The organism is Albidovulum marisflavi, assembly GCF_025751435.1.
GTDB classification, from domain to species: Bacteria; Pseudomonadota; Alphaproteobacteria; order Rhodobacterales; family Rhodobacteraceae; genus Albidovulum; species Albidovulum marisflavi.
Map to the genome: position 1 here is coordinate 308780 of NZ_JAOWKY010000001.1, position 22332 is coordinate 331111.

The window sequence follows — 22332 nt, forward strand, 5'->3', positions numbered from 1 at the left end:
CGCCGGGCGTTGAGGAAGGTGTTCAGCAGCCGGTGCCCTTGACCACGACGCGCAGCGTGGCCGCGAGGATCAGCAGGTCACCCGGCAGAGACAGGTCGCGTTCATACTGCCGGTCAAACTCCGCGCGGCGCGCGAATTCGCAGGTGTTGCGCTCGGACACCTGCCACAGCCCGGTTACGCCCGGGCGCAGAGCATAATAGGAAAGGCCGCTGTAAAGGTCGCGCTGCTCGGGCAGCATCGGACGGGGCCCGACCAGCGACATCTCTCCTACCAGCACGTTCCAAAGCTGGGGAAGCTCGTCCAGCGACGACTTGCGAAGGAAGCGGCCGATGCGTGTGATCCGGGGATCCGAGCTCAGCTTCTGCTTGCTTTCCCATTCCCGGCGGGCTGCTTCGTTCTGCGCCAGGTAATCCCTGAGCATCCGGTCGGCGCCGGGTACCATCGTGCGCAACTTGAGCATGTGAAAGGTTCGACCGTTTCTACCCACGCGGTCGGAGCGGTAGAACGGACTATGCCCATCCACCGCGACCAGGATCGCAAGAAAGCCGATCAGCGGAAGCACGATCACGGACCCCGCAAGCACGAGCATGATGTCCATGACGCGCTTGAAGATGTTCCGGTAGAGCCCCGATTGATGGGGAACGTGAACCAAGCCAGCAGGCGCAACCTTTTGCGCAAGAGCCTCGGAAAGATTGTTCATTTGCAAAGTCATACAGCACATATCCGGGGGCAGCTCCCGGATCCCTGGGGCGTAGTTGCCCTAAACTCATTACACCTGCGAAAGATCAAACTCGCCTCCGCGCGATCTTAGCATTCAGAGGGAGTCGCACAAATCCGCAATTGGGCCGAACGGCAAATTTGTCAAAAAAAAGGCTTTAATGAGGCGTGTGTGGGACATAGCTGATTGGTCGATCGGCGATCAGGCAGCGACTCGGTTTCTAAATGGTAAACACAAGTTAACACTTGTCGATAATTGTTTCCGCAGAGGGATCAGAATGGCTTGCATGAACAAGACTTCGATTCGATTTCAGGCTAACAAGGTACAAGTGATTCCGGTGTCAGGGGACCCCGTCTGCCGGCAGAGTGCGCCGGTCTTGCCCTACCCCCTTGTGATGAGTGAAAGACGTTGAGCACGATGAGCCGACCGCACGAGATGACGGGCAGCGACCACAATGATGGTTCGGCGATCGGATTCTATCTCGATTTCTTCGGGTTCCGCGAACGTCCCTTCACGCTGGTGCCAGACCCGGATTTCCTGTTCTGGTCGCCGCAACACCGCCGTGCCTATTCGGTGCTGGAGTTCGGCATCATGTCACGCGCGCCGATCACTCTGGTCACGGGCGGCGTAGGCTGCGGGAAGACGACGCTGCTGCGCGAACTCCTTCGCCAGTTCGAGGCCCGAGCGACTGTTGGCCTGATCTCGAACGCGCAGGGCGGGCGCGGGGAACTGATCCAATGGGTTCTGAACGCTCTCGGGGTCAGCTTCGATGCATCCGAAGGTTATGTGCGGATGTTCCAGCGGCTTCAGGACTTCCTGATCGACGAATATTCCGCGGGCCGCAGGGTCGTGCTGATCTTCGACGAAGCGCAGAACCTGTCGGGCGAAAGCCTTGAAGAACTCCGGATGCTGACGAACATCAACACCGGCAAGGACGAGGTGATCCAACTGGTGCTGGTTGGTCAGCCCGAACTTAGAGAGATGGTGCTCGATCCCTCGTTGCGTCAACTCGCGCAGCGGATCGCGGCGAGCTTCCATCTCAAGCCCCTGGACGAAGCCGGCGCTGTGGAAATGGTGGCGCACAGGCTGACCGCAGCGGGCGGAACCGGCAAGGAAATCACCCGCGCCGCGATCAAGCGGATCTTTGGCGTGACGAAGGGCGTTCCACGTCTGATGAACCAGCTCTGCGACATGTCGCTGCTTTATGCCTGGACAACCGACAATTACCGGGTGGACGAACACGTGGTCCAGTCCGTCCTGGATGACGGCGTGTTCTTTGCCGCGCAGATCCAGGCAGAGGATGAGAAACGGAAATGAATCTGGATCTGGCCTTCTACCTCGCCGTCTTTCGCAGGCGCCTGCCGATCTTCCTGGCGACGGTAATCGTCATCACCGCGTTCTCGGTGGCGCTCGCGCTCGTGCTGCCGCGCCAGTATGAGTCGGAAGCGAAGCTGCTGCTTGAATCGTCCCAGATCCCCGACGCAATGGCCGCGCCGACGGTCAGATCCGCTTCGCTGGAAAAGTTGCAGGTCCTCGAGCAGCGGCTGATGACACGGGAAAACCTGCTTGGGATCGCCAGGGAGCATGACGTCTTCGAGAACATCGACAACATGACCCCGAATGAGATCGTGGCGGCGATGATCGGTCAGACCGACATCTTCATCCGCGGCGGCCAGCAGCAGGCGACGCTCATGACTGTCGCCTTTGCCGCAAGGACGGGGGAAATCGCCACGGCGGTGGTCGGTGACTACGTGTCCATCGTGCTTGAGGCTGACGTGGATGTCCGCATCGCGGCAGCGCAGGACACGCTGGAATTCTTCCAGCAGGAAACAAGCCGCCTGTCCGAAAGGCTGTCCTATCTGAGCGCGGAAATCCTTCAGTACCAGAACGCCAACTCCGATGCGCTGCCCGATACGCTGCAGTTTCGGATGACGCAGCTTGCCCAGCTTCAGGAGCGGTTGGCGGCGGCGGAACGGGACATCGAGTTGTCGAACGACCAGAAGGATCGGCTTGTGGCGATCTACGACGCTGCTGTGACCGCTGGCGTGGGAGCGTTGCCCCAGACCGATGAGGCGCGTCAGCTTACGCTGCTGCGCGACCAACTGGCGCAGGCGCGCATCATCTATTCCGAAAGCAATCCACGTATCCGCATTCTGGAGGAGAAGGTCGAGGTGCTTGAGCGAACCGTGCGCGAGCAGACCGAAACGGGCGCCTTCGACAACGGACCTGGCGGCGCGACCACGACACTCAAGTTCCAGATCGCCGACATCGAAACGAGGCTGTCGCAGCTTGAGGCCCAAAGGGCCGAGCTGTCCCACCAGATCGCCACTTTGCGTGACACGATCGAACGCACGCCGGAGGTCAAGATCGGCTTGGACGGGCTCGAACGCGAGTACGAGAACATCCAGCAGCAGTACAACACCGCCGTCGCGAACCTGGCCGCCGCATCGACGGGCGAACGCATCGAGGTTCTGTCCAAGGGTGCCCGCGTTTCCCTTCTGGAACCGGCCACCAGGCCCGACAGCCCGAGCAAGCCCAAGCGGCGCTCGATCGTGCTGATGGGGCTGGTCGGAAGCATCGGCGCGGGTCTGGGCCTTGTCCTGCTCATCGAACTGCTTAACCGTGCGGTCAGACGGCCCAAGGACCTTATCGAGAGCTTTGGCATCACGCCGATCGCGACCATTCCCTACATGCAGACGCCGGCCGAGGTTCAGGCGCGGCGCACGATGATCGTCCTGACCCTGGTGATCGTGGGAATTGGATTGCCGGCCGGGATCTATGCTATCCACACCTATTACATGCCGCTTGACCTGATCCTGACCAAGGGCGCGGCGAAAATCGGAATCAGGCTCTAGCAGGAAGTCGGAGCGAAGCTATGGAAAAGCTGGAAGCGGCAATGGCGAAGGCAAGGGAACGGCGCAAGGCCGTCCTGCGCGAAGCGGCTGCGCCCAGCCGCAAGACCTCGGTCGCGGTTCCGGTGCGCTCGGGCCAGCCGGTAGACTGGTCGACGGTGCCCGTTGTCCCTTTCGTTGCCGCGCGCGCCAGACGCTTTCGGATCGGCGCGCTTCTGGGCGGCCGCGATGCCACGCCCTATGACCTCCTGCGCTCTCGCGCGCTGCGGCTCATGAAGGAAAACGCGTGGACGCGGCTTGCCATCACCTCTCCGGAAGCGGCCTGCGGGAAGTCGACGATCGCGCTGAACCTTGCGCTCAGCCTCGCGCGGCAGAAGGACATGCGCGTGATGCTTTTCGATTTTGATTTCCGCCGACCCAACCTGCACAAGATCGTCGCGCACGAACCCGCCCACTCGATGCACGAGGTGCTGAAGGGGGACGTTCCCTTCTTCGATGTCGCCGCGCGCATCACGGACAATCTTGTCGTCGGCCTGAACGCCGGTCCCGGAAGCAACCCTGCCGAACTGTTCCAGAGCGAACGCTTCCGAGAGATCCTTGAGGCGATCCAGCGCGACTGGCAACCCGATGTGATGATCTTCGACACGCCGCCGATGATGGCCGCGGACGACCATGTCAACCTGATGGGGCAGGTCGATTGCGCCCTTCTGGTCGTCGCCGCCGAGATGAGCAAGCTTTCCAACGTCGATTTCTGCGAAAAGGAACTGGGCCAGTTGACGAATGTCCTCGGGATCGTCCTGAACAAGTGCCGGTACCCGGATGATGCAGCCGGCTACGGCTACTACGACTATTACGAGTAGGACGCCGCCCGCACCGGAACGGGAATCTTAACGGGATCGGTCCAGAACCTCGGATCAGAAGCGCGGCCGCAAACGGTCGCGCATCCGAGATGAGACTGCCGACCGGAGGCCCCTGATGGACAAGTATTCCGACCTTCCCACGACCCTTACGGCCCCTGCGCGCGAGGCCGCCGCAATCGTGCCAAGCGATGCCGCCGATCTGGCAAGCCTTCCGCGTGCCATGTTCGTTGGTTCGGCGGGCGATCTGGCCGTTGTCATGGCGGGCGGCCAGTCCGCGATGTTCCGCAACGTTGCCGCAGGCTCGCTCTTGCCGATCCGCGTGTCGCGCGTGCTGCAAACCGGAACGACGGCGGGGGATATCGTCGGCCTGTGGTGATCAGCCGCCCAGATGCCGGACGCCGCGCGCCTGGGCGATCTCGACCTGCTTCTGACGCTCCCGAAACCGCGCGCGGTCGCGATCGTCATACTCCGAGATGCAGTGATGACAGCTGACGCCCGCCTCGTATTCGGGGCGGGCTTTTTCATCTTCGGACAATGGACGCCGGCAGGCGTGGCACATGTCATGCCCGGTGGGCTGAAGGCCGTGTCCGATGGCGACCCGGCCATCGAAGACGAAGCATCCGCCCTGCCATAGGCTTTCATCCTCTGGCACTTCTTCAAGGTACTTCAGGATCCCACCCCTAAGGTGGAACACCTCCTCGACCCCTTGCGAGACAAGAAAGCTGGTCGATTTCTCGCAGCGTATGCCGCCCGTGCAGAACATCGCAATGCGCTTGCCCGCGAATCTGTGGGCATTGTCGCGCCACCAGTCGGGAAACTCGCGGAAGCTTTTGGTGCCGGGGTCGATCGCACCGGAGAATGTGCCAATCGCCACCTCGTAGTCGTTACGGGTGTCGATCACCGCGACGCCGTTTCCGCGGATCAATGCATTCCATTCCGCAGGCTCGACATAGCGCCCGACAGAGGCACGCGGGTCGATGTCGGGTTCGCCCATGGTCACGATTTCGCGCTTCAGGCGAACCTTCATGCGGCCGAAGGGCATGTCCTGCGCGCTGCTTTCCTTCCACACCAGATCCGAACACCCGGGCATCGCCCTGATGTGCGAAAGGGCGGCATCGATACCCGCGCGCGTGCCGGCGATGGTTCCGTTTATCCCTTCGCGCGCCAGCAGAAGGGTCCCCTTGATCCCTTCGTTCTGGCACAGCTCAAGCAAGGGCGCGCGCAACGCCGCCGGATCCTCGAAGTGGGTAAAATGGTATAGTGCGGCAACGGTCAGCATGGCGCGCTGATACGCCTGCGCGGACCGTGGGGCAAGGGCAGGATTGACCGGTGCGCCGTCCGCCCCTACCCATGAATGAAGAAAAGGAGGTTCCCATGCGTCCTGAAACCGATGCGCTTGTCGTCATCGACGTCCAGAACGACTTCTGCCCCGGCGGCGCGCTTGCCGTTGCCGGAGGAGACGAGATCATCCCCGAGGTCAACGCCCTGCTGGAAGAGTTTCAGGTCCGTGTCCTGACGCAGGACTGGCATCCGTCCGACCATTCCTCCTTCGCGGACAACCATGACGGGGCCGCGCCCTTTTCGCTGACCGAGATGCCCTACGGGCCGCAGGTCCTTTGGCCCGCCCATTGCGTGCAGGGGACACCGGGCGCGGCATTCCATTCGCAGCTGCGGACGGATCGCGCGGATCTGATCCTGCGCAAAGGCTTCCGCGCGAAGATCGACAGCTATTCCGCTTTCTTCGAGAACGATCGCCAGACGCCGACCGGGCTTGAGGGCTATCTCAGAGCGCGCGAGGTGACGCATGTGACGCTGGTCGGCCTGGCGACCGATTTCTGCGTCGCCTATTCGGCGATGGATGCCGTCAAGCTGGGTTTCGGCGTCACCGTGATCGAAAGCGCCTGCCGCGCCATCGATCTGGACGGATCGCTCGCATCCCAGCTTACCGCGATGACCGATGCCGGGGTTGTGCTCGCCTGATCAGATATTCTTAACTCGGCGGCCGTAGTCAGGGTGCCGGGTTGCATGGTTGCGGCCCGGCACGGGCGGGCAATGGCAAAGGAAATTCCCGATCGAACGGACTCCGCGCGGATGGCCGAGGATCTGCGCAATACGCCGGACGGGCTGTTCCTGCGCTATTGCCGCGCCCGGCTCCGCTACCTCGCGCTGCGCCAGATCCTGACCGTCACCGGGGGCCTGACCGTTTCCGTACTTGGCGGCCCCCTTTACGGCTTGATCGCGACGGTCCTTGCCTTGTTGGGGGAGGCGGTGGACTGTCTGGTTCTGCGGGCCATCCTGCAACGCTGCCCCGCGCCGCCCGTTCACCGGCTTGCGCGCAGGAAGGCGACCGCAAGCGCGGCGTTCCAGGCCCTGACCATTGCCGGGGCGGCAGGCGTGGCGCTGGCTTCCGCTCGGCCCTTCGAGGCGGATTTCTTTGTCGCCGCCTTCCTCGCCGCTGCGGTCATCAACGCGGGGCTGACGCTGCCGCACCATTCCGGCTCGGCCGTCGCCCGCATTGCGATCCATCTGGCCGCGTTGGCGACGCTTGCGATCCGGAACCTGGTGCACATCCTGCACGCGCCAGGAGCAGGCGGCGATCTTGCCTACGATCTGATGGGGATCGCAGTTCTGATGATCGCGGTCGGCGGGTTTGTATCCTTCGTGCGCGGCGCGCATCGGCGACAGCAAGCCTATGACAGGGTGCTGGCAGCGGAAAGGGCCTGCCTTGAGGCGCAGCAGGACCATGTGCGCCGTCTTGCGCTGGTGGCCGAGCACGCCAGCGACAGCATCGTCATCACGCAAGGGAACGGGCGCATAACCTGGGTCAACGACACCTTTTCCCGCATCACCGGATATTCCCTGGACGAGGCGATCGGCCACCGCCCGGGCGAGCTTTTGAACGCGCCGGAAACGAATCCCGACACGGTCAGGGCGCTGGTGAACGCCCACAGGCGCAAGCTGCCTCTCCGAACCGAGGTATTGAACCGCCGCAAGGACGGCAGCGTCATCTGGATGGAAACCAGCCTGACGCCGATCTTCAATCCCGACGGCAGCCACGCGATGACGATCGGCGTGGAGCGCGACATCACCGCAATGAAGGAACGCGAGGCGGAACTGGCGCGTGCACGAAAGGCCGCGGAAGATGCGGCCAGTATCAAGTCGCGCTTTCTTGCCACGATGAGCCATGAGATCCGGACGCCCCTGAATGGCGTGATCGGCATGGCGCAGCTTTTGCGCGAAACCGAACTGGACACCGACCAGAAGCACTCGGTCGAGACGATCGCTGAGTCGGGCCGGGCGCTTCTGTCCATCATCAATGACATCCTTGACCTTGCGCGGATGCAGTCCGGCAAGTCCACGATCAGGGCAGAACCGTTTTCGGTCGAACACTGTGCCCGGGGCGTGATCGACCTTCTGCGCCCGCTGGCGCAGGAGAAGGGACTGGAACTGTCGCTGTTCCTGGATGGGCGGATCCCCCGGCTTGTCGGAGACCAGGGGCGCATACGGCAGATCCTTCTGAACCTCGTGGGGAATGCGATCAAGTTCACGCATCGGGGCCAAGTGCAGGTGGCGGTCCAAGCGATGCAGGCAGGTGCGGCAGTCCAGCTTCGCGTCCGGGTCGAGGATACCGGGATCGGCATCGCGCCGGACCGGATCGAGCATGTGTTCGACAGCTTCACGCAGGCGGACGGGGACATCACGCGCAGATACGGCGGAACGGGGCTTGGGCTTACCATATCGCGTCTGCTGGCGCGGGAAATGGGCGGCGACATCACTGTCCGTTCCACCCTCGGTCTGGGATCCGCCTTCGACCTTGCGCTGGTTCTGAATCGGGCAGCAGAGGTGCCCGATGCGGCAACGCCCGGCGGGCTGTCGTTTCATTCGCACAGGGCGCGGGGTCTTCGCGTCCTTGTGGCCGAGGACAACGCGACGAACCGGTTGATCGTCGGAAAGATGCTGGCGGGCACAGGCGCAGAGGTCGCCTTTGCAGAGAACGGGTTCCTTGCGGTCGAGCGGTCGCGGGTCTGGCGGCCTTCGGTCGTTCTGATGGACATCTCGATGCCAGGCATGGACGGGATCCAGGCGGCGCGGTGCATTCGGGCGGACGAACGCATGCGCGGCGATCGCCCGATCCGCATCGTCGCGCTGACCGCCAATGCCTTCGAAGAGGATCGCGATGCCTGCGCCGCGGCCGGGTTCGACGGATTCCTGCCAAAACCGATCAGCAAGGCCGCCTTGCTGGAATGCCTGTCTGGCCTGACCGGATAAACGGCCTTTGACCCGGCCCCGGTCCGTCGCGTAAGACGCGAGGGGAAAGGATTGACACATGGTCGATATCGCTACGCGGGTCTACAATCACAACTGGAAGATCGATCCGATCGTCCGGTCGCTGATCGACACCGATTTCTACAAGCTGCTGATGTGCCAGTCGATCCTGAGAAACCGGCCGGACACGCAGGTCACGTTCTCGCTGATCAACAGGACGACACGAATTCCCCTTGCCCGGCTGATCGACGAGGGCGAGTTGCGCGAACAGCTTGACCACGTTCGGTCCCTGTCGCTGACGCGCGGAGAAAGCACCTGGCTGCGCGGCAACACCTTCTACGGCAAGCGGCAGATGTTTTCGTCAGGCTTCATGGAATGGTTCGAGACCATGAAGCTGCCCCCCTACCACCTGGAGCGCGTCGGAGATCAGTACGAGCTGACCTTCGAGGGCAGCTGGCCAGAGGTGATGCTGTGGGAGATCCCCGCGCTTGCCGTGCTGATGGAACTGAGGTCGCGGGCGGTCCTTGCCACGATGGGCAAGTTCGAGCTCAAGGTACTTTACGCCCGCGCCATGACCCGACTCTGGGAAAAGATCGAACGTCTGCGAAAGATCGATGGGCTGAGGATCGCCGACTTCGGAACGCGTCGGCGGCATTCCTTCCTTTGGCAGGACTGGTGCGTGCAGGCGATGATCGAGGGACTTGGATCCTCGTTCATCGGAACCTCGAACTGCCGCATCGCGATGCGCCGCGACATCGAGGCGATCGGGACCAATGCCCACGAACTGCCGATGGTGATGGCAGCGCTTGCCGACACCGACGAAGAGCTCAGGCAGGCGCCCTACCGCGTTCTGGCGGATTGGCACGAGGAACACGAGGGCAACCTGCGGATCATCCTGCCGGACACGTACGGCACCGAAGGGTTCCTGGCCCATGCGCCGGACTGGCTCGCGGGCTGGACCGGCATCCGCATAGACTCGGGTGATCCCTCGCAGGGCGCGGAAACCGCGATCGCCTGGTGGAAATCACGCGGAGAGGACCCGCGCGACAAGCTCGTGATCTTCTCTGACGGGCTCGACACCGACAAGATCGAAGAGCTGCACGCGCGCTTCGCCGGCCGCGTCAAGGTGTCATTCGGCTGGGGCACGCTCCTGACCAACGACTTCCGCGGGTTCGTGGCGGATGACGGCCTTGCCCCCTTCAGCCTAGTTTGCAAGGCGGTCAGCGCGCACGGCCGCCCGACGGTCAAGCTGTCGGACAATCCAAACAAGGCGATGGGCCCGGCCGCTGAGATCAAGCGCTACAAGCGCGTGTTCGGCGTCGGCGAACAGGCGGCGCAGGCGGTCATCGTCTGACCGTCAGACCTTGCGGAAGGTCACCAGAAAACCGTGGTCCTGCGCGTGCGGCCCTGTCGCGGGGGGGCCGTAGAATGCGATGTCCTCCGCGCTGAAGCGGGTGATCCAGCCTTCCTCCTCCAGCGTTCTGAAGCGGGCGGCGAACCCCGCGGCGGCATAGACGCCCGAATGCACGGAAAGCGCGAAGAAGCCGCCGCTTTCCGTCACCCGAAGCAGTTCGCCGATCGCCTCGGGCCCGACATGGCCAAAGGTGAAGGTGCCCGAACTGACACAGCCGACATAGGCGCTGTCCGGCAGGTCGAGCCGCCCGGTGACATCGCCCTCCCGAAGTTCGCGGTACAGCCCCTTGCCGCGGGCGATCGCGATCATCTCCGGTGAAATGTCGACGCCATCGACCGGCGTCACGCCAAGCCCTTGAAGCTCCGCCGCCAGAAGGCCGGTACCGGCGCCGACGTCAAGCACGGGTCCGATCGCCTCGGCGGCATAGGCCTCGGCGATAAGCCGGGGAACGCGGAAATCCATCGCCCGCGCAAAGTCGTCATCGTAGTTCGGGGCAAGCGACCGGTAGTAGCGCAGGATATCCTCGCGAGTCCTCAGCCCGTAGGCATCGTCCAGATCGAAATCCTTGTCAGTCATGCCCCATGGGGGCACGGGATGGGGTCCCGCGTCAAGCGGCCTTGCGGATGGCGTGCTTCCACGGGATAGTCGCGCCATGACCGCGACACTGCTTTCCATCGGCCATGGATATTCCGCCGCCGCCCTTGTCCGGCGGCTTTCCGGCTGGCGCATCATTGGAACCACGCGCCGCGTGGAGAAGGCCGAGCGTTTGCGCCGCGGCGGGATCGAGGCCCTGCTTTGGCCCGGCGACGACCTTCGCCCGGCGATCGAGGCGGCAAGTCATATCCTGATCTCCGTCGCGCCGGACGATGGCGGTGACCCGGTGCTGCGTGCGCTGAATCAGGCGATCGGCGACGCGGCCCCGCATCTTCGATGGGTCGGCTACCTGTCGACAACCGGCGTATATGGTGATCACGCCGGGGGCTGGGTGGATGAAACGACACCGCTGACGCCCTCGACCCACCGCGGCAAGATCAGGGTTCTGGCGGAAAGCCAGTGGCGGGCGCTGGCCGCGCGCACCGGTCTGCCCCTGCATATCTTCCGCCTGGCGGGGATCTACGGTCCCGGTCGCGGCCCCTTCGAAAAGGTGAAGAACGGCACTGCCCGGCGCATCATCCGCGAAAACCAGTTCTTCAGCCGCATCCATGTCGACGACATCGCGGCGGTGCTTGCCGCCTCGATCGCCCGGCCCGATCCGGGCGCCGTGTACAACGTGGCGGACAACGATCCCGCCCCGCCGGAGGATGTCCTGACCGAGGCCGCGCGCCTGCTGGATCTGCCCCAGCCGCCCGAGGTCGCCTTTGAGGACGCCGAGATGACGCCGCTCGCGCGCAGTTTCTATGCCGAGTCGAAACGGGTCAGGAACGACCGTATCCGGCGCGAACTGGGCGTGGAACTTGCCTATCCCGACTATCGCGCCGGTCTTCGCGCGCTGCTGGCCGCAGAGGGCTAGCAGGTCACGCGCGGCGGGCGCCGACGCGCGACACACCCAGAACCTCCAGCACCTTCGCCTCGATCTCGGGCGCGTTCATGCCGGCGACGGCATACATGTCCTCGGGACTGGCCTGGTCGATGAAGATGTCCGGCAGCACCATCGAGCGGAACTTCAGCCCGCGGTCGAACACGCCCGCTTCGGCCAGCAGTTGGGCAACATGGGAACCGAAGCCGCCGATCGCGCCTTCCTCGACGGTAATCAGCGCCTCGTGTTCGGCCGCCAGGCGCAGGATCAGGTCCCGGTCCAGAGGCTTGGCGAAGCGCGCATCCGCCACCGTCGGGGCAAGACCCCGCGCGGCCAGGGATTCGCGCGCCTTCATCACTTCGGCCAGTCGCGTGCCGAACGACAGGATCGCCACGCGCCCGCCTTCGGCCACGATGCGGCCCTTGCCGATTTCCAGGGGGCTGCCACGTTCGGGCATGTCGACGCCCACGCCCTCGCCCCGCGGAAAGCGGAAGGCCGAGGGGCGGTCATCGATCGCGGCCGCGGTCGCAACCATGTGGACAAGCTCCGCCTCGTCTGCGGCGGCCATCACGACGAAACCGGGAAGGTTGGCCAGGAACGCGATATCGAAGGCTCCTGCGTGGGTCGCGCCGTCCGCACCGACCAGCCCCGCCCGGTCGATGGGGAATCGTACCGGCAGACGCTGGATCGCCACGTCGTGAACAACCTGATCGTAGCCGCGTTGCAGGAACGTCGAATAAAGCGCGCAGAAAGGCTTCAGCCCTGCCGCCGCCATTCCTGCCGCGAAGGTCACGGCGTGCTGTTCGGCGATGCCCACATCGAAACAGCGTTTTGGAAAGCGCTCGGCGAACAGGTTCAGGCCGGTTCCATCGGGCATTGCCGCCGTGATGGCAACGATCCTGTCGTCAGCTTCCGCCTCGCGCACAAGGCTTTGGGCGAAGATCTTGGTATAGGCCGGCGCGTTCGACGGCGCCTTCTTCTGTTCGCCGGTCAGGACGTCGAACTTGGCCGTCGCATGGCCCTTGTCGGCTGCCCGTTCCGCGGGCGCATATCCCTTGCCCTTCTTCGTCAGCACATGGATCAGCATCGGCCCGGTCGCCCGCGCATGAACCGTGCGCAGGACTGTCAGAAGCTGTTCCATGTCATGGCCGTCGATCGGGCCGATGTAGGAAAAGCCCAACTCTTCGAACAGCGTGCCGCCGACGGTCATGCCCTTCAGCATTTCCTTGGCCCGGCGCGCGCCTTCCTGGAAGGGCTCGGGCAGAAGGCTGATCGCGCCCTTGGCGGCGGCCTTCAGTTCCTGAAAGGGCGCACCGGCATAAAGCCGCGAAAGATAGGCCGACATCGCACCCACCGGCGGGGCGATCGACATTTCGTTGTCATTCAGGATGACGAACAGCCGCTTGCCCAGGTGGCCCGCGTTGTTCATCGCCTCGTAGGCCATGCCCGCGCTCATCGACCCATCGCCGATCACCGCGACCGCATCGCCCGCGTCACCGCCCAGGTCCCGCGCGGCGGCAAAGCCGAGCGCTGCCGAGATCGAGGTTGAGGAATGGGCCGCGCCGAACGGATCATAGGGGCTTTCGGACCGCTTCGTGAAACCCGACAGCCCGCCCTTCTGGCGCAGGGTGCGGATGCGGTCGCGGCGCCCGGTCAGGATCTTGTGCGGATAGCACTGGTGGCCGACGTCCCAGATGATCTTGTCGCGCGGCGTGTCGAAGATCGCGTGCAAGGCCACGGTCAGCTCCACCACGCCAAGCCCCGCGCCCAGGTGCCCGCCCGTGACGGACACGGCGCTGATCGTTTCGGCGCGCAGTTCGTCTGCAAGCTGGCGCAGCTCCCGGTCCGACAGATGCTTCATGTCGGCGGGGACCCTCACGCGGTCCAGAACAGGGGTGATCGGTCTGTCGGTCATCGGCGTTCCAGCGGCTACATCTCGCGCGAGATAACGAAGCGCGCCGCATCCCTCAAGTTCTGCGCTGTCGCACCATAGGGTAAAAGCGCGGTTTCCGCCTCGTCAATCAACGCACGCGCGCGGGATTTCGCGCCTTCAAGCCCCAGGAGCGATACGAAGGTGGCCTTTCCCGCGCCCGCATCCTTGCCCAAGCGCTTGCCCGCCTTCGCGGGATCGCCCTCGACGTCAAGGATGTCGTCGGCGATCTGGAAGGCCAGCCCCAGTGCGTTCGCGTAAGCGGCCAGCGGGGCGCGATCGGCCCCCGCCAGGATCGGTCCGGCCTCGGCCGAGAACGAAATCAGCGCCCCGGTCTTGCCGGCCTGAAGCGCGGTAATTTCCTGAAGCGTCAGGGGCGTGGCGGCGGATTCCGCCGCGATGTCCAGCGCCTGGCCCAGAACCATGCCCTCCGCGCCCGAGGCGCGGGCAAAGGCGCGGACAAGCTCGATCCGCCGGTCCGCCTGCCCCAGCAACGGATCGCAGCACAGCTCGAAAGCCAGCGTCTGTAGTGCATCGCCGGCAAGAACCGCCGTCGCCTCGTCCCATTTCACATGGACCGTGGGCTGACCCCTGCGCAGATCGTCGTTGTCCATGCAGGGCAGGTCGTCATGGACCAATGAATAGGCGTGCAGCGCCTCGACCGCCGCGGCGGCGGGCATTGCCCGCGCCATCGGGATGCCGAAAAGCGCCGCGCCCTCGATCACGAGGAAGGCGCGGATGCGTTTGCCGCCCTGCAGCGCGTAGCGCATCGCGTGCACGACGGGGATGCCGGCGCGTTGGGCCAGCGCATCATTCAGCGCAGCCTGAACGCCAAGCTGAACCTGTTTCAGACGTTCGGGAAACACTCACAACCCTTCGGCGGGGGCGGTGCCCGTGGGTTGACCGGCGGCGAGAGTGATCTTTTCCACCTTCTCCTCCGCTTCTTTCAGTTTCTTTTCGCAATGCGCCTTGAGCGCTGCGCCCCGCTCGTAAAGCGAGATCGACTTCTCCAGCTCGACATTGCCCGATTCCAGTTGCCGGACCACGTCCTCCAGCGCCTTCATCGCATCTTCGAAAGTCATGGCGGCAATATCGCTCATCCGTCCCGCTCCATCAGAACCCTTACATGCGCGGCGACCGAGGCCGCCAGCGCGGGCAGATCATAGCCCCCCTCCAGCGACGATACCACCCGCCCGCCGCAGCAATCGTCGGCGACATCGCAAATCGCGTGGGTGATCCAGGCGAAGTCGGCCTCGGTCCAGTTCAGGCTTGCCAGCGGATCGGCGCGGTGGGCATCGAAGCCCGCCGAAACCAGGATCATTTCGGGCCGGAATGCCTGGACGCGGACCAGGGCGTCCTCCCAAAGCGGGCGCATTTCGTTCCCACCGGAGCCGGGCGGCAGCGGCAGGTTCAGGATCTGACCATGGGCGCCGCGCTCGCTCGCGTAGCCAGAGCCGGGGTAAAGCGGCATCTGGTGCGACGACACGAACATCGCACGCGCCTCGTTCCACAGCAGGTCCTGCGTGCCGTTGCCGTGATGGACGTCGAAATCCAGAACCGCGACGCGCGACAGCCCATGGTGATCAAGCGCGTATTTGGCTGCAACAGAGACTGTTCCGAACAGGCAGAAGCCCATCGCCGTCGCCGTTTCGGCGTGATGGCCCGGAGGCCGCATGGCGACGAATGCGTTGCGGACGGGGCCTTCCAGCACCGCGTCCACGGCCGCGTTCGCCGCGCCGATCGCACGCAATGCCGCCTCGTACGACCCCGGCGACAGGAAGGTGTCGCCGTCCAACTGCGCCCAACCCTCGGCGGGCCGCGCCGCCTTTACCCGATCCATGTAATCCCTGGGATGGCAGCGCAGCACCTGGGACTCCTCCGAAAGGGGCGCTGGCCGACGGTCCAGCGTTTCAAAGTCGGGGTGCCTGAGGGCAGCGTAGATCGCCTCTAGCCTTGCCACCTGTTCGGGATGGCCGGGCGGGTTCACATGTGCCAGCCCCGCGTCATGCGTGAAGAAGATCGTCATCAGCCCCCCAACTTGGCCCGCGCCAAGACTTCCGTCGGCACGGCGTCTATTCCGGTGCCAGCATATATCCGGCGCCGCGCACGGTCTGCAGATAGCGCGGCTGTTTCGGGTCGGCCTCGAACTTGCGGCGCAGGCGCGTGATCTGGACGTCGACCGCGCGCTCCTGCGCGCCTCCATCCGGACCGCCGCGCCCCAGGTCCTCGACCAGCTTCGCCCGGCTGATCGGCTCGCCGGGCTGGGCGGCGAAGATGCGCATCAGCGCGGCCTCGGTCGCGGTCAGCCGGACGGGCGCATCGCCGCGCCACATCTCCCCCCGGTCGATGTCATAGCGGACTGGGCCAAGGTGCAGCACCTTCGGCGCCTTTTCCGAAGCCGGCGACACCGGCGCGCGTCTGAGGATCGCGTTGATCCTGAGCAGAAGCTCCCGCGGTTCGAACGGCTTGGTCAGGTAGTCATCCGCCCCGGCCTCGAGCCCGGCGATCCGGTCCGAGGTTTCGCCCTTGGCGGTCAGAAGCAGGATCGGCGTGTCCGTCTCGCGGCGCAGCGCGCGCGTCAGCGTGACCCCGTCCTCGCCCGGCATCATGACGTCCATGACGATCAGGTCGAATTCCAGACCGGCCAGAAGCCGCCGCGCATGCGCCGCATCCCGCGCGGCCGTGACCCAGAAGCCGTGCCGCGCCAGAAACTTCTGCAACAGCCCCCGAATGCGCTCGTCATCGTCCACGATCAGAAGGTGGGTATCGGGCAGCTCGGTCATGCGCCGCCATCCTTCATCATCTGGTAGAAGCGGCGCAGTTCCGGGTCCATCATCGCTTCAAGCACCTGCCGGAAACCGGCAACCGCCGCGGGACCCGCCGCGCGGTAGGCCGCGCGCATCCGTGCCCGCTGCGCGTCCGAAAGCTCGCGCTCCAGCGCGGCGCCCTTCTCGGTCAGATGCAGGTGCCGTTCGCGCTTGTCCCGGCGGCCGACGCGCGATTCGACGAGGCCGTCCTCGACCAGGGTTCGCAGGACGCGGTTCAGCGACTGCTTGGTCACGCCCAGGACGGTCAGAAGGGTATTCACCGTCAGACCGGGCTGGCGGTGGATGAAATGGATCGCGCGATGGTGCGCGCGGCCATAGGCGTAGTTTTCCAGAATGCGGTCAGGGTCCGCGGTAAAGCCGCGATAGGCAAAGAACATCGCCTCTATGCCCTTGCGAAGCTGTTCGTCCGTAAGGAACAGCAGGCTTTCACCCCCCTGCGCCGCGCCGCCGCCTGCCGACATGCATCCTCCTTGCGCGCTTGTCCAAAGCCCAGCCGATTTTATGTCAGCCTTGTTGACTTTCCAAGACTCAACTGGTAGCGAATCCCAGATTTCGCGCAACATTATGTCCGCTTCGGACCTAAGATGCGCAATTTTTGCAAACGGAATGACTCCAGGAGGACGAAATGGCTGGTTCCTATGATGATCGCGACGGCAAGATCTGGATGGATGGCAAGCTTGTCGACTGGCGCGACGCGAAGGTGCACATCCTGACGCATGCGCTGCACTACGCGTCCTCCGTGTTCGAGGGTGAGCGGTGCTACGATGGCAAGATCTTCAAGGGACACGAACACTCCCTGCGTCTGCGCCGCTCGGCAGAGCTTCTGGACATGGAAGTTCCCTATTCGCCCGAAGAGATCGACATCGCGAAGGATGCGGTCCTGAAGGCAAACGGCTGGGACAACGCCTACGTCCGCGCCATCGCGTGGCGTGGCTCGGGCGAGGACATGGGAGTCGCAGCCAAGCGCAACCCGGTTCGTCTGGCCATCGCGGCTTGGGAATGGGGCAACTACTACGGCGATGCCAAGATGAAGGGCGCAAAGCTTGACATCGCCAAGTGGCGCCGCCCCGATCCGGCGACGATTCCGTCCGAGGCCAAGGCGGCGGGCCTTTACATGATCTGCACCATGTCCAAGCACGCGGCCGAGGCCAAGGGCTGTTCCGACGCGATGATGTTCGACTACCGCGGCTACGTCGCCGAGGCGACCGGCGCCAACATCTTTTTCGTGAAGGACGGGGAAGTGCATACGCCCAAGGCCGACTGCTTCCTTAACGGCATCACGCGCCAGACGGTCATCCAGATGCTGAAGGACATGCAGGTCAAGGTGCACGAGCGGCACATCATGCCCGAGGAGCTGGAAAGCTTTGAGCAGTGCTGGCTGACCGGCACCGCAGCCGAAGTCACCCCCGTCGGCCAGATCGGCACCTACAACTTCGACGTGGGCGATCTGACCAAGCGGGTCGCGACCGAATACGAACAGCTTGTCCGCAGATAGGTCATGCTTGTTTGGGGATCAGCGGCGCGCCCTTGGGCGCGCCGTTTACATTCGTGCGCTCAGCTTTCGATGCCGCGTTCGATCCGCAGGAATTCGCGCAGCTTCTTGGCGTCATCGCGGGTTGCTGGACGCTCGTGGACGGCCTTCGAGGCGGGATGGCGGCCTTCGCCATGCGTCCGCTCGACCTCCACATAGTTCTTCAGGCGCCCGCCTTCGGACGCTTCACGGTGGTCGGCAAGATGTCGGCTCATGTTTCCTCCTCCTGGTCACCTCGGCCCCGGCGGGACCACTTGAATGTCCCCGATGGGACTGCCTACAGCATGACCCAGAATCGGCGGTTTGGCCAATCAGTATGATGTCATGACATGAAAATCGCCTTATTTCAGACGGTTATCAGTCAGATCCCGGTCCGAAACGCTTTGGTAGACGGGACTTGTCGACCCCGTCCTGGCCATGGACCATGTAGGTGAGCGTCTCGCCGACCGAAATGTCGGGCAGGAATCCCGGCACCACGACGACGACCGCAAGTACAGTATAGAGCACCCCGAAGCCTGTCGCGGCCCAACGCACCGGCTGTCCCCCGGCGACATGGCCCTGGAACCAGTGCACCGCCTTCACGCCCAGCCAGCCGCCCAGCAGTGAAAGCGCGGCAAGCGTGCCGGGGGCAATGCGATCTTCGCCCAGGGCCTGGCGGCGCGCATCAAGACGGCAGAGAAGAAAGGTCATCGCATTCGCAAAGGCAAGATAAAGGCCGATGCAGAAGAACAGGAATCCGTCGGTGCCCGGCATGGGCAGGAATTGAAGAACATATGACACGGCAACCACACACGCTGTACCCAAAGATGGCGAAGTGTGGCAGTGAACTATGGTGAATCTTGGGCAAGGCGCCGAAGCGCCCAAAGGGCAGCATCCGCCACCGTCGGGTCAGGGTCCCCCAGCAGCGACGCGGCCACTGGCGCCAGCGCCGGATCCGCCGAGTTCCCGACCGCGTACAGCACATTGCGCACGAACCGGTTGCGCCCAATGCGCTTGATCGGGCTTCCCGAAAAGCGCGCGCGGAAGGCCGCGTCATCCAGGGCGGCCAGCTCTGCAAGCCGCGGCGCACCGACCCGCGCGGCGTATCCTGTCTCATGCGCTGCCTTGGCGAACTTGTTCCAGGGACAGACCGCAAGGCAATCGTCGCAGCCGTAGATCCGGTTCCCAAGCAGCGGGCGCAATTCCTCGTCGACGGGTCCGGCGTGTTCAATCGTCAGGTATGAAATGCAGCGGCGCGCGTCCAGCTGATAGGGCGCGGGAAAAGCCTTGGTCGGGCAGATGTCCAGACAGGCCCGGCAGGACCCGCAGTGATCCGTATCGGCCCTGTCCTTTGGCAGATCGAGCGTGGTGAAGATCGCGCCAAGAAAGAACCAGCTGCCCAGATCGCGGCTGACCAGGTTGGTGTGCTTGCCCTGCCAGCCCAGCCCCGCCGCCTGACCAAGCGGCTTCTCCATCACCGGCGCGGTGTCGACGAAAACCTTGATTTCGGCCGGAACAGAGCCTTTTTCGGCTTCCGCGATCAGCCAGCGGCCAACCCGCTTGAGCCGCTTCTTCACAAGGTCGTGGTAGTCGCGCCCCTGGGCATAGACCGAAACCGCGGCACGGTCCCTCTTCTCAAGCACGGACAGCGGATCGAACGCGGGCGTATACAGTTCCGCCAGCATGATCACCGTCCGCGCTTCGGGCCAAAGCGCGGCGGGATCACCACGCCAGCCCATCCGTTCGGCCATCCACCCCATCTGCCCGTGCCGGCCTGCCTCGACGAAGGCCGCTAGCCGGTTCGCCGCTTGCGGGATAGATCCGGGCGCGCAGAAACCCACCGCCGAAAATCCCTCGGCGCGTGCCGTTTCGATCAGCCGGGCCTTCAGCGTCAGCGGCTCCAAGTGCCTTCCTTCTTCTTTTCAAAAATATCCCGGGGGACCGGGGGCAGCGCCCCCGGATGTGGCCGGTCAGAAATCCAGATCGGCGTAATGCGCAGGCGGCGGAAAGCCCGGAACCTGGTCGGCCAGGATCGACCGGAACGCCGGGCGCGACTTGATCTTGGCGTACCAGTCCTTGACGTTCTGGCTCCGGTTCCAGTCCACGTCCGAAATGTAGTCAAGGCTCGACAGGTGCGCGGCCGCCGCGAAATCAGCCAGCGTCATCTCGTTCCCCGCCAGCCAGCGGCGCTGATCCAGGAGCCAGCTCAGGTAATCCAGATGAAACTTTATCCTCTGGGCCCCCGACTTCACGTTGCGGCTTTCAGGGTAACCTTGGCCCATGATCTTCTTGTTGACACGTTCGTAAAGCAGCTTGGACGTCACTTCTGCGTGAAACTTGTCGTCGAACCACGCGCAAAGCCGGCGCACCTCGCAGCGCGTCTCGGGATCGCGCGGCATCAGGCGCGGTTCGGGGTTGGTTTCATCCAGGTATTCGCAGATCGCCTGGCTTTCGCTCAGGAACTTGCCGTTGACCTTCAGGACCGGAACCTTGCCGGCCGGGCTGCGCCGCAGGAACTCTGGGTTCTGTTCCCAGTAGCGCTCTTCGACCAGTTCGACTTCGATCCTTTTCTCGGCCAGTGTCAGGCGGACCTTGCGGCAGAACGGGGACAGCGGAACGTGATACAGTCGGGTCATCGCGGGGCCTCGGTTTGGTCTCGTGATAGCTGCGCCCCCGTCGGGGTTCAACCTTGGAAACAGTCCGCGCGACCATCCACGTTGATGGTGTCCGCGCCTTCGGCGATCTGGCGCGCACGCTTGCGCAGGAAGCCCGAGGGGCGCGCGGGATTACGCTCTTTCGGGTTCGGCAGCGCCGCCGCCAGAAGTGCTGCCCGCGCCCCGCTCAGGTCCTTGGCAGATGTGCCGAAATAGTGCTGCGCCGCGGCTTCGATGCCAAAGACGCCCTTCCCGAATTCCGCGACGTTCAGGTAGATCTCCAGTGTCCGGCGCTTGCTCCATAGCAGTTCGACGACCGGCGTCATCACCGCCTCAAGCGCCTTGCGCGGCCAACTGCGGCCATGCCAGAGAAAGACGTTCTTGACCGTCTGCTGCGTCAGCGTCGAGGCGCCGCGGGTGCCGCCCTGCTCGATGGCCTCGCGAATCGCGGCCATGTCGAAGCCCCAGTGCAGGCAGAAGTTCGCATCCTCGGCCGCGACGACCGCGCGCGGCACATCCGCCGACATCTCCTCGATGCTGACCCAGTTGCGCTTTATGCCGCCGTAGCGGATGCTTTCCGCCAGCATGTAGGCCGTCGTCGGCGGATTGAGCACCGTGTACGAAAGCGCAAGCAGCAGAAACAGGGCGGTGATCCCTGTCAGCGCCCGGCCCGCCCAACGCAGCGCCTGCCGCGCATCTGGCATGCGCGGGGCTGCAGCGGCGGGTTTGCGCGCCTTCCTTGTCCGGGTTTTTCTTGCCTGCTTTGCCATCGGCTGACCATAGCCACGGCTTCGCCATCGGGGTCAAGGGTCAGGCGGGTAGGGCGGAGCTACGGATGCAGGATTCCAGCCTCCCGTCCCGTCAGGATCCGGGCCGCGGCCCCAAGCGAAGCGGCAGCCAGCGTGGCGAACTCGGGAAAGATCGCCATGATCTCCGCGCGCAGCGCCGCGTCCGTCTCGGCCTGAATGCCGCCGGGGTGAAAGCTTTCGCTTGCCGCGCCTTCAGCCAGCACGATCTCGTGCCGGTCGAAAAGCAGATGCAGATACTCGATCTGCGCTTGCGGCGCGCGGCGTATCCCCGGCAGACCGGTCAGGTGCCGCGCCGCGACAAGGACCCGTGGTTCACCGAAATGCAGTTCGGCCTGCCAGCCTGTCACCAGCATCCGGTGTTCGGGCGAAACAAGAAGGCGCCGCCGGTTGCCAAGCGCCCCGCTTTCGAACGCCACCGGCGCGAACTCCCCCAGCGCCGCGACCGTACGCCGACCGATCCAGCGGATGGGTCGGGCACCGTGGTCCAGAGTCTGCACCATATCGCCGATCTGCAGTGTTTCGATCGCGGCTTCCCGATCGGCCAGGGTGATCAGTGTGCCGGCTGCAAAGCAGGGTGGACCGAAGGCGGCGTTCGGGGTCGGCCCCTGCGCCGGACCTTGCTTGATGCTGACAAAGGTCGCGCCTTGCAGGACGGTGCCGTCCGTGGGTGAAAACAGGGTGCGCCCATCGGCCAGGTGGAATACGGTTCCCTTGATCGTCGTCGTCGCCCCATTGACCGACACGACCAGGGTCGAGTTCGGATAGGCGCTGAAGACTCGCTGACCGTCGATCGTGTCGCCGGACTGCTTGACGATCGCGCCGTCAGCGGTCTTGTCGACGATGGTAAAGCGTCTGACTGAAAGCGCGGTTCCGGTTGGGGGAGGGGCGGAAGGATTGACCAGGTAGAACTGGTCCTCGAATGTGATGGTGGCCACGATTTTCCTGCCAGGCCGGGAAAAGCCCCGGCAGGGACAG

General features: G+C 64.3%; 24 protein-coding genes. 9 read left to right on the forward strand and 15 right to left on the reverse strand.

Features of this window, described 5'->3' with window-relative positions; translation table 11 throughout:
* Nucleotides 1-22: 22 nt before the first annotated feature.
* Nucleotides 23-700 (reverse strand): sugar transferase, encoded by a 678-nt coding sequence (locus OEW28_RS01575; protein WP_263732974.1) that lies wholly within the window; start codon nt 698-700, stop codon nt 23-25.
* 435 nt (nt 701-1135) lie between these two features.
* On the opposite strand from OEW28_RS01575, the gene OEW28_RS01580 reads away from it, so the two are divergent.
* The 4 genes from OEW28_RS01580 (at nt 1136) to OEW28_RS01595 (ending at nt 4806) form a co-directional block, all read left to right on the forward strand.
* On the forward strand, nt 1136-2035 hold the full coding sequence (locus OEW28_RS01580) for an ExeA family protein (RefSeq protein ID WP_263732975.1): 900 nt from the start codon (nt 1136-1138) through the stop codon (nt 2033-2035).
* Nucleotides 2032-3573, forward strand: a complete 1542-nt coding sequence (locus OEW28_RS01585) for a GumC family protein (protein ID WP_263732976.1) — start codon at nt 2032-2034, stop codon at nt 3571-3573. Before OEW28_RS01580 ends, OEW28_RS01585 begins: the two co-directional genes overlap by 4 nt.
* Before the next feature lie 20 nt (nt 3574-3593).
* Nucleotides 3594-4430, forward strand: coding sequence for a tyrosine-protein kinase family protein (locus OEW28_RS01590; protein ID WP_263732977.1), 837 nt, complete (start codon nt 3594-3596; stop codon nt 4428-4430).
* A gap of 115 nt (nt 4431-4545) precedes the next feature.
* Nucleotides 4546-4806 (forward strand): spike base protein, RCAP_Rcc01079 family, encoded by a 261-nt coding sequence (locus tag OEW28_RS01595; RefSeq protein WP_263732978.1) that lies wholly within the window; start codon nt 4546-4548, stop codon nt 4804-4806.
* Here OEW28_RS01595 and trhO read toward each other — a convergent pair whose 3' ends face one another.
* Entirely contained in the window at nt 4807-5709 is a 903-nt protein-coding gene (gene trhO, locus OEW28_RS01600) for an oxygen-dependent tRNA uridine(34) hydroxylase TrhO (protein WP_263732979.1), read from the reverse strand. It lies immediately after the preceding gene.
* Between the two features lie 95 nt (nt 5710-5804).
* Between trhO and pncA the strand changes: the two genes are divergently transcribed.
* From pncA to pncB, 3 genes are all read left to right on the forward strand, one after another.
* On the forward strand, nt 5805-6410 hold the full coding sequence (pncA, locus tag OEW28_RS01605) for a bifunctional nicotinamidase/pyrazinamidase (protein ID WP_263732980.1): 606 nt from the start codon (nt 5805-5807) through the stop codon (nt 6408-6410).
* 72 nt (nt 6411-6482) lie between these two features.
* The gene (locus OEW28_RS01610) at nt 6483-8699 is read left to right on the forward strand and encodes a hybrid sensor histidine kinase/response regulator (protein ID WP_263732981.1); all 2217 of its coding nucleotides are present in this window, start codon (nt 6483-6485) and stop codon (nt 8697-8699) included.
* A 58-nt stretch (nt 8700-8757) separates the two neighbouring features.
* Nucleotides 8758-10050, forward strand: a complete 1293-nt coding sequence (pncB, locus tag OEW28_RS01615) for a nicotinate phosphoribosyltransferase (RefSeq protein WP_263732982.1) — start codon at nt 8758-8760, stop codon at nt 10048-10050.
* A 3-nt stretch (nt 10051-10053) separates the two neighbouring features.
* Here the strand turns inward: pncB and OEW28_RS01620 are convergent, their stop codons facing one another.
* A complete protein-coding gene (locus OEW28_RS01620) occupies nt 10054-10686 on the reverse strand; it encodes a class I SAM-dependent DNA methyltransferase (protein WP_263732983.1) in 633 nt (210 codons plus the stop codon).
* Nucleotides 10687-10762: 76 nt separating this feature from the next.
* Here OEW28_RS01620 and OEW28_RS01625 point away from each other — a divergent pair, with 76 nt between their 5' ends.
* Nucleotides 10763-11620, forward strand: a complete 858-nt coding sequence (locus OEW28_RS01625; RefSeq protein WP_263732984.1) for an SDR family oxidoreductase — start codon at nt 10763-10765, stop codon at nt 11618-11620.
* 4 nt (nt 11621-11624) lie between these two features.
* Here OEW28_RS01625 and dxs read toward each other — a convergent pair whose 3' ends face one another.
* Genes dxs through OEW28_RS01655 form a run of 6 tightly spaced genes read right to left on the reverse strand, consistent with a single transcriptional unit; the run spans nt 11625 to nt 16845 of the window.
* On the reverse strand, nt 11625-13541 hold the full coding sequence (gene dxs, locus OEW28_RS01630) for a 1-deoxy-D-xylulose-5-phosphate synthase (protein ID WP_263732985.1): 1917 nt from the start codon (nt 13539-13541) through the stop codon (nt 11625-11627).
* 14 nt (nt 13542-13555) lie between these two features.
* The gene (locus OEW28_RS01635; RefSeq protein WP_412174768.1) at nt 13556-14422 is read right to left on the reverse strand and encodes a polyprenyl synthetase family protein; all 867 of its coding nucleotides are present in this window, start codon (nt 14420-14422) and stop codon (nt 13556-13558) included.
* Nucleotides 14423-14656, reverse strand: a complete 234-nt coding sequence (locus tag OEW28_RS01640; protein ID WP_263732986.1) for an exodeoxyribonuclease VII small subunit — start codon at nt 14654-14656, stop codon at nt 14423-14425. It lies immediately after the preceding gene.
* Nucleotides 14653-15585, reverse strand: a complete 933-nt coding sequence (locus tag OEW28_RS01645) for a histone deacetylase family protein (RefSeq protein ID WP_263734347.1) — start codon at nt 15583-15585, stop codon at nt 14653-14655. Before OEW28_RS01645 ends, OEW28_RS01640 begins: the two co-directional genes overlap by 4 nt.
* Nucleotides 15586-15628: 43 nt before the next feature.
* Nucleotides 15629-16339, reverse strand: coding sequence for a response regulator (locus tag OEW28_RS01650; protein WP_263732987.1), 711 nt, complete (start codon nt 16337-16339; stop codon nt 15629-15631).
* Nucleotides 16336-16845 (reverse strand): MarR family winged helix-turn-helix transcriptional regulator, encoded by a 510-nt coding sequence (locus tag OEW28_RS01655; protein WP_263732988.1) that lies wholly within the window; start codon nt 16843-16845, stop codon nt 16336-16338. The genes OEW28_RS01650 and OEW28_RS01655 overlap by 4 nt, the downstream gene beginning before the upstream one ends.
* A 164-nt stretch (nt 16846-17009) precedes the next feature.
* On the opposite strand from OEW28_RS01655, the gene OEW28_RS01660 reads away from it, so the two are divergent.
* Nucleotides 17010-17879: a branched-chain amino acid aminotransferase gene (locus tag OEW28_RS01660; protein ID WP_263732989.1), complete on the forward strand. Its 870-nt coding sequence runs from the start codon at nt 17010-17012 to the stop codon at nt 17877-17879.
* A 59-nt stretch (nt 17880-17938) separates the two neighbouring features.
* On the opposite strand, the gene OEW28_RS01665 is transcribed toward OEW28_RS01660, so the two are convergent.
* The 6 genes from OEW28_RS01665 to OEW28_RS01690 all read right to left on the reverse strand — a co-directional run bounded on the left by OEW28_RS01665 (nt 17939) and on the right by OEW28_RS01690 (nt 22292).
* Nucleotides 17939-18130 (reverse strand): hypothetical protein, encoded by a 192-nt coding sequence (locus OEW28_RS01665; RefSeq protein WP_263732990.1) that lies wholly within the window; start codon nt 18128-18130, stop codon nt 17939-17941.
* A gap of 142 nt (nt 18131-18272) precedes the next feature.
* Nucleotides 18273-18668 (reverse strand): DUF1294 domain-containing protein, encoded by a 396-nt coding sequence (locus OEW28_RS01670; RefSeq protein WP_263732991.1) that lies wholly within the window; start codon nt 18666-18668, stop codon nt 18273-18275.
* A 74-nt stretch (nt 18669-18742) separates the two neighbouring features.
* Complete coding sequence (gene queG / locus OEW28_RS01675) at nt 18743-19789, reverse strand: tRNA epoxyqueuosine(34) reductase QueG (RefSeq protein WP_263734348.1); 1047 nt, start codon at nt 19787-19789, stop codon at nt 18743-18745.
* Nucleotides 19790-19864: 75 nt separating this feature from the next.
* A complete protein-coding gene (gene fzlA / locus OEW28_RS01680) occupies nt 19865-20530 on the reverse strand; it encodes an FtsZ-binding protein FzlA (RefSeq protein ID WP_263732992.1) in 666 nt (221 codons plus the stop codon).
* Nucleotides 20531-20577: 47 nt separating this feature from the next.
* Entirely contained in the window at nt 20578-21318 is a 741-nt protein-coding gene (gene mtgA / locus OEW28_RS01685; protein WP_412174769.1) for a monofunctional biosynthetic peptidoglycan transglycosylase, read from the reverse strand.
* A 59-nt stretch (nt 21319-21377) separates the two neighbouring features.
* Nucleotides 21378-22292: a Hint domain-containing protein gene (locus OEW28_RS01690; protein ID WP_263732994.1), complete on the reverse strand. Its 915-nt coding sequence runs from the start codon at nt 22290-22292 to the stop codon at nt 21378-21380.
* Nucleotides 22293-22332 lie beyond the last annotated feature (40 nt).

Excerpts from the sequence above, each read along its gene's own strand:
- OEW28_RS01575 (WP_263732974.1), bottom strand. The coding sequence starts at position 700 with ATGAACAATCTTTCCGAGGCTCTTGCGCAAAAGGTTGCGCCTGCTGGC.
- OEW28_RS01580 (WP_263732975.1), top strand. The coding sequence starts at position 1,136 with ATGAGCCGACCGCACGAGATGACGGGCAGCGACCACAATGATGGTTCG.
- OEW28_RS01585 (WP_263732976.1), top strand. The coding sequence starts at position 2,032 with ATGAATCTGGATCTGGCCTTCTACCTCGCCGTCTTTCGCAGGCGCCTG.
- OEW28_RS01590 (WP_263732977.1), top strand. The coding sequence starts at position 3,594 with ATGGAAAAGCTGGAAGCGGCAATGGCGAAGGCAAGGGAACGGCGCAAG.
- OEW28_RS01595 (WP_263732978.1), top strand. The coding sequence starts at position 4,546 with ATGGACAAGTATTCCGACCTTCCCACGACCCTTACGGCCCCTGCGCGC.
- trhO (WP_263732979.1), bottom strand. The coding sequence starts at position 5,709 with ATGCTGACCGTTGCCGCACTATACCATTTTACCCACTTCGAGGATCCG.
- pncA (WP_263732980.1), top strand. The coding sequence starts at position 5,805 with ATGCGTCCTGAAACCGATGCGCTTGTCGTCATCGACGTCCAGAACGAC.
- OEW28_RS01610 (WP_263732981.1), top strand. The coding sequence starts at position 6,483 with ATGGCAAAGGAAATTCCCGATCGAACGGACTCCGCGCGGATGGCCGAG.
- pncB (WP_263732982.1), top strand. The coding sequence starts at position 8,758 with ATGGTCGATATCGCTACGCGGGTCTACAATCACAACTGGAAGATCGAT.
- OEW28_RS01620 (WP_263732983.1), bottom strand. The coding sequence starts at position 10,686 with ATGACTGACAAGGATTTCGATCTGGACGATGCCTACGGGCTGAGGACT.
- OEW28_RS01625 (WP_263732984.1), top strand. The coding sequence starts at position 10,763 with ATGACCGCGACACTGCTTTCCATCGGCCATGGATATTCCGCCGCCGCC.
- dxs (WP_263732985.1), bottom strand. The coding sequence starts at position 13,541 with ATGACCGACAGACCGATCACCCCTGTTCTGGACCGCGTGAGGGTCCCC.
- OEW28_RS01640 (WP_263732986.1), bottom strand. The coding sequence starts at position 14,656 with ATGAGCGATATTGCCGCCATGACTTTCGAAGATGCGATGAAGGCGCTG.
- OEW28_RS01650 (WP_263732987.1), bottom strand. The coding sequence starts at position 16,339 with ATGACCGAGCTGCCCGATACCCACCTTCTGATCGTGGACGATGACGAG.
- OEW28_RS01655 (WP_263732988.1), bottom strand. The coding sequence starts at position 16,845 with ATGTCGGCAGGCGGCGGCGCGGCGCAGGGGGGTGAAAGCCTGCTGTTC.
- OEW28_RS01660 (WP_263732989.1), top strand. The coding sequence starts at position 17,010 with ATGGCTGGTTCCTATGATGATCGCGACGGCAAGATCTGGATGGATGGC.
- OEW28_RS01665 (WP_263732990.1), bottom strand. The coding sequence starts at position 18,130 with ATGAGCCGACATCTTGCCGACCACCGTGAAGCGTCCGAAGGCGGGCGC.
- OEW28_RS01670 (WP_263732991.1), bottom strand. The coding sequence starts at position 18,668 with ATGCCGGGCACCGACGGATTCCTGTTCTTCTGCATCGGCCTTTATCTT.
- fzlA (WP_263732992.1), bottom strand. The coding sequence starts at position 20,530 with ATGACCCGACTGTATCACGTTCCGCTGTCCCCGTTCTGCCGCAAGGTC.
- mtgA (WP_412174769.1), bottom strand. The coding sequence starts at position 21,318 with ATGGCAAAGCAGGCAAGAAAAACCCGGACAAGGAAGGCGCGCAAACCC.